14 protein-coding genes are annotated in these 16,467 nt (G+C 34.9%); 8 read left to right on the forward strand and 6 right to left on the reverse strand.

The window, feature by feature from the left end:
* Positions 1–123 precede the first annotated feature (123 nt).
* The 5 genes from SVZ03_02880 (at position 124) to SVZ03_02900 (ending at position 6,059) form a co-directional block, all read left to right on the forward strand.
* Positions 124–1,593 (forward strand): HDOD domain-containing protein, encoded by a 1,470-nt coding sequence (locus SVZ03_02880; GenBank protein ID MDY6933150.1) that lies wholly within the window; start codon positions 124–126, stop codon positions 1,591–1,593.
* Positions 1,594–1,652: 59 nt separating this feature from the next.
* Entirely contained in the window at positions 1,653–3,371 is a 1,719-nt protein-coding gene (locus SVZ03_02885; protein ID MDY6933151.1) for a 6-hydroxymethylpterin diphosphokinase MptE-like protein, read from the forward strand.
* Between the two features lie 165 nt (positions 3,372–3,536).
* Positions 3,537–4,385, forward strand: a complete 849-nt coding sequence (locus SVZ03_02890; GenBank protein MDY6933152.1) for a hypothetical protein — start codon at positions 3,537–3,539, stop codon at positions 4,383–4,385.
* 52 nt (positions 4,386–4,437) lie between these two features.
* Positions 4,438–5,148 (forward strand): hypothetical protein, encoded by a 711-nt coding sequence (locus tag SVZ03_02895; protein ID MDY6933153.1) that lies wholly within the window; start codon positions 4,438–4,440, stop codon positions 5,146–5,148.
* Positions 5,145–6,059: a hypothetical protein gene (locus SVZ03_02900; protein ID MDY6933154.1), complete on the forward strand. Its 915-nt coding sequence runs from the start codon at positions 5,145–5,147 to the stop codon at positions 6,057–6,059. Before SVZ03_02895 ends, SVZ03_02900 begins: the two co-directional genes overlap by 4 nt.
* On the opposite strand, the gene SVZ03_02905 is transcribed toward SVZ03_02900, so the two are convergent.
* The 4 genes from SVZ03_02905 to SVZ03_02920 form a co-directional block, all read right to left on the reverse strand.
* Entirely contained in the window at positions 6,007–6,471 is a 465-nt protein-coding gene (locus tag SVZ03_02905) for a chemotaxis protein CheX (GenBank protein MDY6933155.1), read from the reverse strand. The genes SVZ03_02900 and SVZ03_02905 overlap by 53 nt on opposite strands.
* A gap of 104 nt (positions 6,472–6,575) precedes the next feature.
* Positions 6,576–7,715: a SurA N-terminal domain-containing protein gene (locus SVZ03_02910; protein MDY6933156.1), complete on the reverse strand. Its 1,140-nt coding sequence runs from the start codon at positions 7,713–7,715 to the stop codon at positions 6,576–6,578.
* A gap of 198 nt (positions 7,716–7,913) precedes the next feature.
* A complete protein-coding gene (locus tag SVZ03_02915) occupies positions 7,914–8,078 on the reverse strand; it encodes a Trm112 family protein (GenBank protein MDY6933157.1) in 165 nt (54 codons plus the stop codon).
* A gap of 752 nt (positions 8,079–8,830) precedes the next feature.
* Positions 8,831–10,861 (reverse strand): thioredoxin domain-containing protein, encoded by a 2,031-nt coding sequence (locus SVZ03_02920; GenBank protein ID MDY6933158.1) that lies wholly within the window; start codon positions 10,859–10,861, stop codon positions 8,831–8,833.
* A gap of 476 nt (positions 10,862–11,337) precedes the next feature.
* Between SVZ03_02920 and SVZ03_02925 the strand changes: the two genes are divergently transcribed.
* On the forward strand, positions 11,338–12,489 hold the full coding sequence (locus SVZ03_02925) for an RHS repeat-associated core domain-containing protein (protein MDY6933159.1): 1,152 nt from the start codon (positions 11,338–11,340) through the stop codon (positions 12,487–12,489).
* Between the two features lie 31 nt (positions 12,490–12,520).
* A complete protein-coding gene (locus SVZ03_02930) occupies positions 12,521–13,027 on the forward strand; it encodes a hypothetical protein (protein ID MDY6933160.1) in 507 nt (168 codons plus the stop codon).
* A 649-nt stretch (positions 13,028–13,676) separates the two neighbouring features.
* On the opposite strand, the gene SVZ03_02935 is transcribed toward SVZ03_02930, so the two are convergent.
* Entirely contained in the window at positions 13,677–13,940 is a 264-nt protein-coding gene (locus SVZ03_02935) for a hypothetical protein (protein ID MDY6933161.1), read from the reverse strand.
* 664 nt (positions 13,941–14,604) lie between these two features.
* Complete coding sequence (locus tag SVZ03_02940) at positions 14,605–14,997, reverse strand: hypothetical protein (GenBank protein MDY6933162.1); 393 nt, start codon at positions 14,995–14,997, stop codon at positions 14,605–14,607.
* Positions 14,998–15,314: 317 nt separating this feature from the next.
* Here SVZ03_02940 and SVZ03_02945 point away from each other — a divergent pair, with 317 nt between their 5' ends.
* Positions 15,315–16,460, forward strand: coding sequence for a cytochrome c peroxidase (locus SVZ03_02945; protein MDY6933163.1), 1,146 nt, complete (start codon positions 15,315–15,317; stop codon positions 16,458–16,460).
* Positions 16,461–16,467 lie beyond the last annotated feature (7 nt).

Here is a 16,467-nt window from a genome sequence, read left to right on the forward strand (position 1 = left end):
AGTACAATTTTATTCAAATTATCGTAAAATTTGAATATTGAAAAACGCTTTACATTTTTAATAATCTTAGACGATAATTAAAGACATAGATTATGACACCATTGACAAACTAAAGGAAACCTTATGCCCAGACAGATTAATACAAAAGAACTCTACTCTCAGATTGAAAAAGAGAATAAGCTTAATATTTCATTCCATTTCCATACTGATACAGTAATTAAACTGTTGAACGCAATTTACGCCAAGCTGTTGTCAAGTATGGACAACCTCTACCTGCTAGATGCTGTAGTCACCATTATTAAGGAGCTTATTGCGAATGCGGTTAAAGCCAATGCCAAAAGGTTATATTTCCAAAAGTTGAATCTCGATATCAATGATCTCGATAGCTACCAAAAGGGGATGGATCGCTTTAAAGAGGAGCTGACAGGCAACATCTTCAGCCTTGAGCAGGAATTGAAGGAGAGTGAATACAGGATAAGTGTAATAATGACAAAGACTAAAGATGGGCTTAAGACTGTTATTACTAATAATGCACCAATACTACCAGAAGAATTAAATAGAATAAATACCAGAATAGAGAAGGCAAAGACATATAATGATTTTTCAGATGCCTATGAAGATATATATGATGATACAGAAGGCGCGGGGCTAGGTATAGTTCTAACGACTCTTCTTTTAAGGAATTCCGGTATAGGAGAAAATTCATATACAATAGATTCTGATGGGAAGGTTACTACATCTCAATTTTGCATCCCCTATAAAACGAAACCCTCCAGCCTGACAACAGATCTAAAGCAACAGATTGTTAATGAGGTCAGCGGTCTTCCCTCATTTCCAGATCACATTATAGAACTGCAAAGGCTATGCAAGGAGCCCGATGTCACTATAGATGAGATTGTCAAAAAAATAATGTTAGATCCGGCCCTTACTTCAGATATTCTTAAGCTTTCCAATTCAGCAGGTTTTATTAGAGCAAAGCGCGTGGAGAATATAAGTGATGCGGTTATGGTTATTGGTTTTAAAAACCTCAATGATATACTCACAGTTAATGCCACTAGAATGATACTGGATAAGAGATATAAAAAATTTCAAGAGATATGGGATCACTGTAAAAAGGTCGCCTTCTATGCTACAAATATTGCATCTAAATATGGGCTAAAGAAATATATTGAAAAGGCGTATTTAGCCGGATTATTGCACGATATCGGGAAGATTGTTCTCCTCTCTGCTGATGTAAAGCTCGTTAATCGGATTTCCGAAATTATTAAGAACAGGAAAATGAGAACATCAACAATAATGGAAGAGATATCAATTGGAATAAGTCACTCAAGCATAGGAGAGTTGATGGCAAACAAATGGCATTTCCCTGAATATCTAATCGATACAATTAAATATCACCATTCTCCTCTCTCTTTAAACAATGATTCAAAAGAACTCTGCTATATCACTTATCTGGCAAACATGCTCTGTGGAATTGAGAATAGAAAATATCAATTCTACTATATTGAAGAGGACGTTCTTGAGAGATTTAAAATTTTTAATGAATCACAATTTGAACAACTTCACAACGAATTGAAAGAGATGTACAATTAATTCATCTACCTGCCCCTTACAGGAATGGCTTTTGCCAATCGCGTCACTGAAAAATGATAATGGGTAAATATAAACTAAAGGATACGCCATCTGGGTTGAAGACCCTTATCTATACTAATTCAAGAGAGATTAAACTCCATTCCGCATACAATCCAATGGGGGAAGCTCAAAGATCAGTCGATTCCTTTCAAATTGGAAGGGCCAATTTGATACTGGTCTGCGGTCTTGGGCTGGGATTTCATATTCAACAATTGAGACAGCGATTCTCTGATTGCACAATAGTCGTTGTAGAGAGAGATAAGAGGGTAATTGATATTGTCCTTTCAACCTATCCTGAATTTATTGAAAATCTGTTAATTATAAACACAAACCTCGACATGGAAGTTGTTTTTGAAGTAATTGATGTTACATCAATCAGGGGCGTCACTACATATTATCATAGACCATCATATATGATTCATAAGGATTATTATGATACATTTTTAGTTGATATAAATAAGTATATATCGTCAAAGCTTAGCGATCTTTTAACCAGATTCGAATTTGAAGAGAAATGGATACATAACATTCTGGAAAATATTACAAAGATATTGAACTCAATCCCAGTCAAAAGCCTCTTTAATAAATTCAGGAACTATCCCGGAGTTATAGTGTCAGGTGGTCCAACCCTAAGAAAGAACCTTCATGTGCTCAGATGCATGAGAGATAGAGCCCTCATCGTCTGTGTGGATACAGCCTTTAAGGTTTTACAAAAGAATCAGATCAGCCCTCATCTTGTGATGACTATTGACTCTCAGAAGCATAGTCTTAAGCACTTCCTTGGAATAAGGGATGAGAGTGCCATACTCATTGCTGATGTTGTAAGTTTCCCAAGGGTAATTGATTATTATGGTGGTAATAAAATCTTTAGCTCCACATCAAAATACTATAGCGATGAAGAAGGAAACATAAAGAGGGAGACTACGCCTCTAATGGATTGGGTTGAGGATTTTATTCCTCCAATTGGTGATATTCAATCAGGTGGTTCTGTTGCTACCAGCGCCTTTGATCTTCTCCTAAATCTCGGCTGCAATCCCATTATTCTGGTTGGACAGGATTTAGCATATACTGGAAGAGAGATCCATTGTAGCGGGACCTGTCATAATGACGAATGGCTTCCTAAAACAACGAGATTCATGAATCTTGAAACATTCAATCAGAATATCATTAGAAAAAGAAAGATAAAATATGTAGAAGCATATGGAGGGGAAGGGGAGGTCATCTCTGATTTTGTGTTTGATCTATACAGGCGCTGGTTTGAAGACTCTTCAAATAAGGTAGGAATCCCTGTAATTAATGCCACTGAGGGTGGAGCTAGAATTATAAACACTGATGAGTGCTCCCTTGAGTCGCTTTTAGATAGGATTCCAATACGAGAGAGAAGGCCAGATGAAATACTGAAAGGTTTAATATCCCAGAATGTAGTCAATAATCCTGAGTCCCTCTACAAGGGGGTGTTATCTGCCATTAAAGGGATCAGCGAGATTAAACATCTATCGGAGGATTTCATAAATGAAAAGGCGAAGTTGAATGATAAAATATTTCAGATAATCAATGAGGAGAACATCTCTAAGGTTATTACGCCTTTTCTAAAAAAGACCTATGTTTATCTATCAAGACATCCTGAGATATGTGAAAAAAGGGCAACGAAAATGTTTATTACAGATATCGCTGCCGCTTCTAATAAGGTATTAAAATTACTCAATGAGAGTAAAAGAAGGCTTGAAATAATCCGATAATCAATTGAGGGTATAAGAATAAAGACTGTTACAGCTTAACTTAATAATAGAGCAATTGAGTATCACTCAATTTATGTGGCAATCCACAATCATCAGGACCCCAGAGTGTGTTTTGGTCTCATAACAGATAGTTAGAAGAAGCATGGAGCACAGATTAAAGGAAATATGAGAGATAAGATATCTTTACCAATTTTAGCATTATTGTTTCTGATTATACTTCTCCAACCGCTTTTTGCAGACTATATAACCCGAACAAGGAAGGTCTCTATAAACTGGTCAAAGGGGCGTATCATCTCTAGGGGAAGCTCTTCGATAAAAATTGAACCCCATGGTTCTCCAATTGATTATCACAATAATAGCTCAACATCCATTAACAGAGCGAGAGCGGATGCTTATACCCTGGCCAGAGAGGAAGCAATTGTGAATATCTATGAGGCAATTAAAGAGATTAGAATTGATGTTGGGAATACTGTTCGTGATCTTATTAAGGATAATAAGTATATTCAAACAAGACTATCTGCTCTAATAGAATACTCAATCTCAGAGAATGAATATCCAGTCGATTTCTTCACTACTCAATGTGAGATTAAATTAAGAATGTCCGACATCATTGCCTCAATACCCTTTGATTTTCCTTTCCAAAATTTTCCCTTGAGGGATGATACGCCTATTTCGACCTATTATAGCGGATTGATTGTTGATGGAAGGGGCCTGAATATAAAACCCATGCTCTTCCCATCGATATATAATGACAATGGACTTGAAATTTATGGAAGATACTACATCAAAAGTCAATTTGCCTGTAATTTCGGTATGGTTTCCTATTGCTATTCAGAGGAGGAGGCTTTTAACGATAAAAGGGCGGGAAAGAATCCCTACTTTACTGTAGCATTAAAGGAGATAAAGGGATGCCCTGTCCTCTCTGATAAGGATGCTAGAAGGATATTTAGCGATAAAGAAACAATCAATAATCTGGCTGAATGCAGGGTAATATTTATCCTTGATCGAGGATGATCGTTTATACAATTAATTAACTTTTGGGGATTAATAACTATAAGAATGCGATATGAATCCGATTGTTAATATTCTTACAAAGATCATAATTCAAATTAATAAGATTATCGATAGCATAAATATTAAGACTATTGAGACTATAAAGCAGGTATTCTATTTATCTGTCTTTATCTTTGTGATCCTTGGAATAATTATCGGTTATTATTATGGGAAAGACTCTGCTGAAATTCATGGTACTCCTATTGCCGGTTCCACAAATGAGGTTTTTCAGATTGATATAAAAAGAGAACGTAAGGATGGGAATTTTCGTACTATGCTTGAAACTGAGATACTAGGCAAAAACAAACTATCGAAGCAGGATAAGATCAGATTTCCATCAAATGAGAAGCTTGAACTATATCTCAACAATAGAATCGCTGAACCTGATGATATGATTAATAAGATAAAACCGCCACCCTTAATTGATTCGAGGGATCGATTATCCAAGGTACAGAGAATAGATGAGGTAGGTACTAGGGCTGAGATTGAAGAGTTGAAGAGGCGAGGACATTATACTGATGAGAGGAATAGGGGTGAGATCCTTCGAGAGAAAAGGGAAGGGATGATATTGGAGGGTGATAAACCTGAGGTTAAACCGAGTTTAAACTCGGATTCAGGAATTGTTATTAGAAAAAAAACCAGACAAAAGGGAATAAATGATAAAATGAAAGAGGGGAGTGTTCCACAATTAATAAAGAGGGGTAGAGGTATCATCGATAGATGAAAAGGATTTCGGCCATATTATTATTTTGTATAATATTCAGCACGCCCTCTTACTCCCGAGATATGAGGGGTCTTGAAGATATCATTAAGAGTATCTTGGATAGCGAAATAGAGGGGAGTATAGAAGAAAAAGAAGAGGAAACCAAGAAGCCTTTAGGAGAAGAATCTTCTTCTCAATATATGACAAACAGGGCTGATAATGAAAAGATGGAAGAGAAGAAGGAGCAGATATCTATCCCATCACTTGATAGGACTCTTCTAGAGACAGGATTGGAACTCTTTAATGCCCATAATTATGATCATGCCTTGAGCAAATTCAAGGAATTGAAAATGAAATATCCACAAAGTCCATTGATGGATAGCTCAACAATCTGGATTGCTAAGATATACATTGATACAAATAAATGGGATGATGCTAGGGATGAACTCCTTTCCATTAGTGAGAATTCAGGGGAGTATCCGACAGCAGTTTTCCAGATGGGAGAGATAGAAATGAAGAGGGGTTATCCTTCAGCAGCTATTGAATTCTACTATCGAGTATCATCTCAATTCCCTAATCATCATCTTGCAGATGATGCTCTACTAGTTCTTGGGAATATTTATATAAATGAAAAGAAGGGCAATAAGGCGCTGCAAACTCTAATGAGATTGATCAAATACTACAGAGATCGTGAAACGATTGATGATGCCTACTTTTATCTTGGAAAGTTATTTGAAAGGGATTTAATGTTAAGGGATTTTGAGATTGCTATAAAACTTTATAAACTCTTTCTCAAGAAATCAAATGAGGAAAGGGCCTTACATTTTCGATATTCCCCTTTAAAAGAGAGGGTTGAAGGGAATTTGAAACAATTAGAGGCTATTTTAATGCCACATTCATCTCAAGCGAGCCAACAGTACTATAGAGATTGATAGCAAGGGTTGTCTGTTGAATTGCTGTAATAGTGAAATCCTTGCCGTGAATCACTGTAGGGGTTGTAACTTCAACGCCTTTGTCGATATTTGAAAAGAGGTTCATTGCGTTTCCAGTTATCATATTAGCAAGCTCCCCAATAATATCTTTATATTCCACATCAATTTGCTCTTTGCTCAAACCAGGGGCAAGTATATCAGCAATCTTATAGACCATACTGTATCCCAAACTATAAATAACTACTCCATGAATGTCTCCAGTTATACCGATCATTATAGCCACATCATGAGATGGTTCAGGATATTGTTTAATTGTTAGCTTTCCTCTTTTTAAATCGATACCAACTACAGTTTTAAATATTGAACTTGCAGATTCCAAAAAGGGATTAACGTACTCAGCATTGATATGCATATTGTATCCTCTATTGAATTATTAGATAATAATCAACTATTAAAATATTGAGTCAGGGTTGTTTATTAATTGATAAAAAAAGTATAACATAGTTATGTTATATATCAATCAAATTTCATGTTTTTTGTTATTTTTGATTTTTCTTTGTAAGAGGAGATCATTGATATTAACATAGCCCGCTCTCTCTCCCTTATTAATTTTTGATGAATGGAAGTAAATTTAGATGAGGAGGGTTTTGTGAAGCCTATATCCTTTTTTACAGGTGTAAAGACATAAAGACCTTCAAAGGAACTAATTACTCTGGATGTTTTACCTACACCTAAAGCTAAACAATCATTCCTGAAGATTGTTGAATTATTGATTGAATGAATTGTCTTTCCCTTCTTGCCACTTCCCTTAATTGGACTGCCAATTTTAAACTGATTCGAATAAAATATTTTTCCGCCAAGTTTTTTCGCCGCCATATTAAAGGACTTGTCATTTTTTGCTAACTCATTTATTTCTCTTGTTAGCTCTCGCTTAACGCTCTCAAATTTTTTATTCACAAGTTTATTCTTTAATCTGTTACGATCAGTCTTGGGGTCTTTCACCTCTTTTCGATTCTTTTTTAATTCTTCATCGATTTCATTTTCGCTAACTTTAATTTTATTGCCAAATCTCTTCTTCAGTTCCTTATTGGATGCGAAGCAATATTTGATCTGAATTTTAGAGTTATCAATTATATGTTGAGTATTAACCTCATCTTCTGTGATCCCTATTCCCATATTTATCATATTCATCATTTTTATGTTTATCAAATCCTCTTTTACCATCAGCATGAAATCAGATAAACTATAGTGAAAATAATTAAGATAATTTTGAAAATATTCATTATTAAAATTCCCGGATTTATCCTTAAATATCTGCATTTTCTTTATGGAACTCTTAACATTTTCCTCTGAGACCTTTATTCCCATCTCATCGGCCATTTGAAGTTGCAGTCTATATCTAATTAATGCATCCAGAATATATTTCTGCATATCCTTATCGTTTGCATTCTTCATGTAACGAGCAAAATTGTCCCTATAGTGCAAAAAATCTAAATAACTTATCTCCTCGCCATTTACAGTTGCAACAACGTTCTGGTTCATTCCAAGCCTGGATAAAAAATCAGGCATTCCAAAGGATATAATAATGATTATTGTAAAAAAACCAATTATAATATATCCTATAACCTTTACTGCTTTTGACCTCGAATCGAACATATTACATCCTTTATTATAAAAAGATATCGAACTGCCTATCTAAAACGGAACTGAGGATAAAAAGGGTTTCACATTGCCTCAGCTGCATCCACTTGTTGCTTCGTACTCTGAGAAAAAAGGCAAATGGCTATTCCAAATAGAATATCATGTATTGAACCTACGATAATATGTTGATAAATTACTGATATTGAAATTCACTCAATCTATTTCAGCTTCATCAACAAGCATAATCGGAATGCCATCATTTATCGGATATTTCCTTCTGCACTCAGTGCAAATGAGTTTTTCGTTTTTTGTATCATATTTCACATCTCCCTTACAAGCGGGACATGCGAGTATATCCAATAACTTAGTATCAATCATAGATCTTCCTTCAACATTAATATATATGATAGTGCAAAAAGCGCTATTTATTTTCTGGTTTGTTTAATTGCATGATCTTTAATTAAGATAGGTGTTCTCTCGAATATAAATTATTTACATTCTCCTATAATCCGAGATAGATAAGCGATCATTATTCCTTTTGTATCGAAACCTTGATTTTATAGACTGTTATGAAACTTAATTATCTATCAAGCTGAACTGTGTCAATTACATTTCCTGATATTAGTACCTTAACAATAAGGTCCTTATTCTTAAGGCAAGACTTTTTAAAGGATTAGAAGTGATTACAGGATAAACCGGGTAAAGAATTTTGTAAATCCAAATTCCTCATTTCTTAAGAAAAAGCTTGAATAATATAGAATTTCTTTAATTTTAGACCTGCAGGAATAATTTCAATGCCATATTTTGTTGAACAAAATTTATAACTGTTATACACTTTATTAATAAGTCCCTGCACATTGAATTTAATTCAGCAAGCTTACAATTTAAATCTCAAAAAATCCATAACATTGAATTACAATAACACAATCGTTGGTGAATTATCTCCTATGCATAGGAAAACCTGTTGGATTGATAGAAAAATTTTGAGAACTAATTGTTGATGCAGAAAGGAAATCAAAGGCTTTAGAAATATGGATTTATAGAAAAAAATAATCTAACCCTGTATAATTCTTTTCTTTACTTCATCAGGCCTAGTATATATTTGGTTTCTACTTTGCCGAGTTAGGGATTTAGTGTATAATTTGTTTTAAAGCTTCATTTACATCAGTAACTGGAAATCTGCAAACCCTGTTTTGGCATATATAAATGGTGGTTTGTCCTTCTATAAGTCTATTGTCAAGCAGCGGCAATGTCCCTTCACCAATTCCGCCAGAGAGAAATGTATTAGGTAAATAATGCTTGTCAAAGTCTTTTCGCATAGCATCACACTCTACGCCTAAAATAGACACTTCATAAGGATCATCAGCAAACCAAGTCATTAATATGTCCCAATTTGCATAGTAAGCTCCGCCATTAAACGCATTTTTCTTTACATTGTTTATCATTCTCTTTGAGTGATGGATATAATCATCGTTATAAAAATATTGTCCAAGTATAAATAAATTTTTCCCCATCTGTGAATTTGCCGATGGAATAACATTATCAGTCACATCGATTTTTCGGGCTATTAATGCTGGATCAATATCAGAAGTATAGAAAAACATTCCGCTGTTATTATCATAAAAATGAGCAATCGAATAATCAGTTAATTGCAGCGCCTTTAGTAACCATTTTTCATCAAAAGTGGCTTGATATAAGGAGATAAATGCATCAATAGTAAAGGAATAATCATCTATAAATGCGTTAATTGAAGCCCTTCCATTATTATAGCATCTATATAATCTATTTTCAGGTGTAATAATATTTGTATTCAAAAATTCAGCATTTTTCAGGGCAGCATCTAAATATTCTTTGTAGTCAAAAATCCTATAGGCATCAACATATGCCTTTAGCATAAGCGCATTCCATGATGTAATAATTTTATTATCAAGTCCCGGTTGAACTCGTTTGACTCTTTCTCTCAATAAAATCTGTTTTGCCTCTAATACTCGTTTTGTCAATTCATCCTCAGTGATTTTATATTTATCCGCTATTTGTTTATCGCTTAACGTCTTGAATAAAATATTCTGCTCCCTTAGCCAGTTTCCATTTTCAGTTACACTGTAATAATCAATAATTACATCTGCTTCATTGCCTAATGTTTTAAGTAATTCGCTTTTTGTCCATAGGTAATACTTTCCCTCTTCTCCTTCACTATCAGCATCTAGTGAAGAATAGAAGCCACCCTCTTGTGATGTTAATTCTCTTTGTATAAAATTTAGGGTTTCGCTCACAATTAGTTTATATTTTGAATCTTTGGTTAGTTGGTAGCCAGCAGAGTACAAACTAACAAGTTGTGCATTATCATACAGCATTTTTTCAAAATGGGGCACTTTCCAATAGGAATCTGTGGAATATCGAGCAAAACCACCGCCGATTTGGTCGTAAATGCCTCCATCAGCCATTTTATTTAAAGTTGTTGTAACGCTTTGCAATGCATCTGCATTTCCAGTTAAATAATAATAGTGCAGTAAAAATTGATAACCTATGGGCAATGGAAATTTAGGAGCTCCCTTTTGCCCGCCATTAGTGTAATCTATATTGTTTTCCCAAATAGTAAAAATACGATTCAATTCGTTTAATGTAAATTCTGGCTTTTCAGTATTCTCATAAATCATTTCACTGGATTGCACACCCTGCGTGAGTAATTGTGCTTGATGTTCTGCCCTATTTGGATTTTCCATAACAAAATTAGACACATGTTTAAGCATTTCAATCCATTGTGATTTTGGGAAATAGGTGCCGCCATATATGGGTCGGCCATCGGGTAAGGCTATACAGTTTAATGGCCAACCTCCTGATCCTGTAATCAATAGCACAGCATTCATATACACTTGGTCAATGTCTGGCCTTTCCTCTCTATCAACTTTAATGGCCACGAAATTATCGTTCATCAATTGCGCGACCTTTTCGTCTTCAAAGCTCTCCTGTTCCATAACATGACACCAATGACAAGCCGCATAACCAATGCTCACAATGATAAGTTTGTTTTCATTCTGGGCTTTATCCAAAGCCTCTTCTCCCCAGGGATACCAATCTACTGGATTGTGAGCATGCTGCAACAGATAAGGACTGGTCTCATGAATAAGGTTGTTTGTATATTTGTGTTCCGGATGACTCATAGCTCCCCCTTATAATACATTATCATAACATTTCATATTCTAATCTCTCGGTAGTATCTGAATAATCCATTATGTCACTACTCAAGTTGTCGATTTCCCACCGTATAACATACTCTCCTAACACAGCGGATAAAGCTATCTAAAAATTACTACTAATTATTTTTTGGAGTATTCATCAACACAACTTGACTATGTTTTATTTATAATGCTGGAAAAAGACAAATAAAAAAAGCAAAACTCCTCATGAAATAGGTGATCAAATCTTCCTTAGGGTAATTTTTACATGTATGTTTAGAATCATGTGCTTCCCTCTGCAATAGATAGCATTTTGTTCTTTGATATTGGATTAAGCTAACCTAAATCCAACAAAGATAACTGAATTCCATAGAAATCCTGATGATAATGATAAGCTTATCGGCCAATATTGGTATGATGATCAAGGGTTCCGGGTACGCAAGCTTGCTAACAGGCAGATTGTGGGTGAAACCCGTCAGGTTGAGATTCTTTATCCTTCTATGTACTTTGGCATCGAAAAACATAGGGACGAACAGGGTATGCTTATTGATGATACTACCTATGCTGTTAACAATATCTACCTGAACGGCGTGCGTGTTGCTGCTGTTATTCCATCCGGCGATGCCAGATATTATTTGACTGATCAGGTTGACTCCGTTAAGGTTATTGTTGATGACAACGGTTTGCCTGTAACACGCATGGAGTACCTGCCTTACGGCGAGACTTGGTTCCAGGAAGGGGATGAGAATAATGCGCCAAAGTACAATTCGCAGGAGCTGGATAAAGAAACCGGGTATTATTTCTACAATGCAAGGCACTATGATCCGGAGATCGTGCGGTTTGTTACGTCGGATACGGCGATTGATGGAGTGTTTGATACGCAGGGGTGGAATAGATTTTCTTACACTAAAGGCAATCCTATCCTATACAAAGATCCTACCGGACATTTTTCAATACTTGCAGTGCTTGTGATAGGTGATTCGATTTCTAAAGGAGTCTCAAAAGACATTTATGCTGCTAATGCAGGCAGTGACAGCGGAGATCCTGCAAAAGCAAATGTTGAGAATGATTTACAAAAAGCAAAGGGCAGTGGTGATAGAACAACTGGAAATTCTGCGGGGAAGGAACCTGATGTAACTGTAACAAGTACGATTGAAGGGAATTTGTATGATGATAGCGGTAATGTGGTTGGAATGTATGGGAAGCAGGAAATATTTTATCGCAACAGAGCGGGTGAAATTGAAACTGATGTAGTTGATTATGTTGAATGGAGAGAGGACAATCCTAATGCAATTGAAGAAGAAAAACAGCAAAAACCTTATGAGCATCCGGCAGCACCCGGAATATATAAAATGAAAGAAGCAAAATATGGAAATAAAATTGAAATTGAACATCCAGAGGATCCTGGAGATGATCCAAAACTAAAAGTAAAATGGCATAGATATGGTAGATCAGAAGGTTGCATAATAAGTTCTGATACAGACGCGGGAGATCAAATACGAGAAGATGTTAAAAATAGGGTTAAAGAAGGTGAAAATTTGACAATTCAATTAGAGGTTATTGATAAAAGAAATGAATTTATTGAAAAGTTGGAGGCTCCGTTGCCTTATTAAAATTAATCGAACTAAGTGGAGAGGTAGATAGATGAGAAAATTATTAATTGTATTATCACTATTTATAACATATATGATATATATTGACTGTCAAATATTAAGTTCGGTGGAAAAAATAATTTGGAAACATGGCATAGCTATAATTAATGATAAAGCAAAATATATTGATGCAATAAGATTAGACCAACGAACTATGGTATTAACAAAAGACTATATCAATAAAGGTAATAAGACTTTCACAAAAAATATATTAAAGTTTGGTCAACTTTGTTGGCGTTCAAGTAATAAGCTTATAGTATATGATACAGAAAAAGATAATCCTTTTGATTCAATAACAGGTGATAAATATAGCTATAAAATTAAAAACAATACAATGTATATAACAAAAAATAATAAGGAATGGGATAAATTAGAGATTAAAATTATTAATGAAAAACCTCAACAAGTACCGAAATGGGGAGTTCCTATATATATGACAATACATCTAAAATGTAAATGGTTTGAAGGTGAATATGCAATAATAGGAACTACTGGATAAATATAATTTACTCCCACATCTCCGTTGAAGCTGAAGTACTTTTAGGCATTTGCGTGTAGCAGTTAACGTAGGTTGGTTTTTAGCGTCTCAACAGCACAAACAATCATAATTCGTCTAGCATTGATAAACATGCAGATAATGAAGCGTAACCCAACAATCATTGAAACATCGAGCCAGCCAAAACACCCTCTGCTCCCTGACCCCCGAAGGGGGGACAAGAGGCTGTCTGGTGTTTGTTTATAGGGGTTGGGGATAAATTTTAAGAAGAAGATAAGAAATGGTTAATATTGAATTGTTAATTTTTTGTAGTAAACATAGGTTGGGTTATAGCGTCTTAACATCACATACAATCATTATTCATTTACCATTGATGGAGGCATAGATTATTTGAGAAATAAAATCAAGCATAATCCAACATATATTGTAATATCATAACCATGCGATACATACGCGCACAAATAAAAGGAGGAACTTTTTACTTTCATTGGGAGTCATGCAGAGTAGAACAAAGTCGGAATCGCATAATCAAGGGAAGAATCTATAGATTTTTTTACGATGCAGGAATCTTACAATAAAGGAAACTACTCAGATATTTTTTTCATATACACTATAAAATAAAAAATGTATTAAGGAGATGAGTTGGGATTCTCTAAAGTATGTCATTCCGGCTGTAGCGTAGCGGAATGCCGGAATCTAATGTAAATATTAAGAGGGTTTTGTAAACATTAAAGATTCCTGCATTCGCAGGAATGACATTTTCACCAACCTTAACTCTTTCTACCTGTATTTTTAGTAAAATAAATATTATTGTATCCATTAAGTAGTTACCAATAAAGACTGTATTATTGTTGAAAAACAAACCCAATCGATAGTTTCCAATTATTATACGATAGTGTTTCTTGGTCCTTTCCATTTTATGAATATGTATTATTTCTCTAGTAAACTTAGCTCGTTGAATGTTTTCGATAGTATCATAAACAGATTTAAGGATTTATTATTATATATTTTTTCAATATCGTTACTGAAATTTTTCTTAATATCAATATTCATGGGGTTATTGAATTCGGTATCTGAGTTTTTTAAAAAGCCATTTTCATTGATCGAGTCTCTCTATGGTCTAAAAATATTCCTTCAATTTCATTGATTCCCAGAAATCATGCCATCTATCTTCAAAATATTTACATCTCAGCCATGTCATTGAATTTGCATGAGACAGTGTCCATCTCATTCCAGCCTCTTTTCATCTATTGGCAACAATATATGTATTTGCACTTTCAATAGTTCCACTTCCAATATAATAATCATTTTCTCTAAACTTATCATATCGCATAGAATTTTTATTGTTAAAAAAAATATCCCCTCAATTCCCATATTGCTGTCTGATTACGTTTTCTTGACATCCCTTCTTTATCCAGAAATTTTATCACTTCAACTACTTTGCCATCCCATAATTGTTCTTTATAGGGAACCTCTATTAATTAAAAATATTTTGTTGCCAGCCTGTGCAAACACCTGATTCCACAGGGTTTGTGAATAAGGGTATTGTTAGAAATTTAATTAATAGAGGTTCCCTATAGTTATTTACCTACTTCTTCGCATTTCAAGGTATTCTTTTCTCTGAAAAGAGCATTCGTCGTTTTACAGAGGTAATCAACCATCATGTACCAATCAAGTATATGAATCGCCTTTGAGAAATATTCTTCTTTAATTTTACTGATCCAGGTTGCTCTATCTGTTAAAAGAATAACCTTTTTGGCTGAATGATATTCCTTCTTTTTAGCCTGGGCATAAAACATCTTTTTAAAATTTTCCACTCCTTCTCCTATTGAAGCAGTAAATCGTTTATTCTTTAATTCTATTTTTTCTTTTCCATTTTTCGATATTTTCTGTACAATATCATCCCTTGTGTGCACTAAACTAGACTTCATCTCTTTGAAATCACGCTCGCCATCCCCCTTTATTGGAACCATTGAGCTAACAACATGCAGATATAATCTTTCTATATCTCTTTTTTCTTTCTCAACTGATTCAGATCTCCTTTCTTTTTTTGCTGCTTTTTATACTATTTTGTCCCAATTCGATGAGTCATATCATTTAAACAGGTCTCAGTTATTTCGACAGATAATGTATTATGTAAAAATTCCCGCGCATGTTCAAAGGGCATAAATATGCCAAATTGATTTGCTACCATATATTATATTGAGTTATGTTAAATTAATGTTGATTTTTACTATGTTTCAATTAAATTTGGACGGATTCATTTATAAATAATTATATTGGGAGGTATATGATGATTAGACGATTCTTTATCGTGTTGCTGATATCTGTCATTGGATGTAGTGCAACGCAAACATCACACAAGTCTCAAGCAGTAAGCCAATCTAAACAGACAGAAAACCCAAAGCTCGGATTACCGGTTTTAGATATTCCATCGGATAACCCTATCACAAAAGAAAAGGTTAAACTTGGGGAGAGATTGTTCAACGATACTAGATTTAGCTCAACAGGGAAGATTTCATGCGCGACCTGTCACAGTGCAGACAAGGCCTTTACGGATAGTCCGTTACCAGTTTCAAAAGGCATCAATGATTTAACTGGCACTCGAAATGCTCCAACCATCATCAATTCTGCCTATAATCAAACACAGTTCTGGGATGGACGCTCGCCCGATTTAGAAGATCAGTCATTGCATCCCTTTGTTAATCCTGTTGAGATGGGACTAAAGAATCACGAACCCATCTTAAAGATTATACGAACAGATCAAGAGTATATTGAAGCCTTTAAAAGGGTATTCAAAAAATCAAAGGAAAAGATTACAATGAGGGAGGTTACCAAAGCCATTGCGGCTTTTGAACGAACCCAAATCTCCGCAAATAGTCGCTTTGATCGTTGGTATTTTATAGGGGAACCAACATTAACCAAGAAGGAAATAAAGGGATTTGAGGTCTATATTGGGAATGGTCGATGCGTTTCATGTCATGTGATTGAACATACAACAGCACTGTTTACTGATAATAAGTTTCACAATGTTGGCGTTGGTATTAACATGCTTGCTCAGAAGGATATTGATCGATTGGCTAGTGAATTCATGTCAGCAAAATATAATAAGGAAGAGGTAGATGTAAAGGTATTAGCGGATACAAAAACCTCAGAGTTGGGACGGTTTGCAATAACGCGAAATCTTACTGAGCTTGGCGCCTTCAAAACACCAACTCTGCGCAACATTGCTTTAACAGCGCCCTATATGCATGATGGTAGTCTTGCAACCTTGGAGGAGGTGGTTGATCATTATAACAGAGGCGGCGCTAGTTCAGATGAGGAAAAGATAAATGACTTTGTGAGTGGGGGTATGCGGCAGCTTGATTTGAGTGATGAAGAGAAGAGTAACTTAGTTGCATTTATGGAAACCTTAACGAGCAAAGAATTTGAGTGATAAGTGA

The sequence above is a fragment of the Spirochaetota bacterium genome (assembly GCA_034190085.1).
In the GTDB taxonomy this organism is placed as follows: Bacteria; Spirochaetota; UBA4802; order UBA4802; family JAFGDQ01; genus JAXHTS01.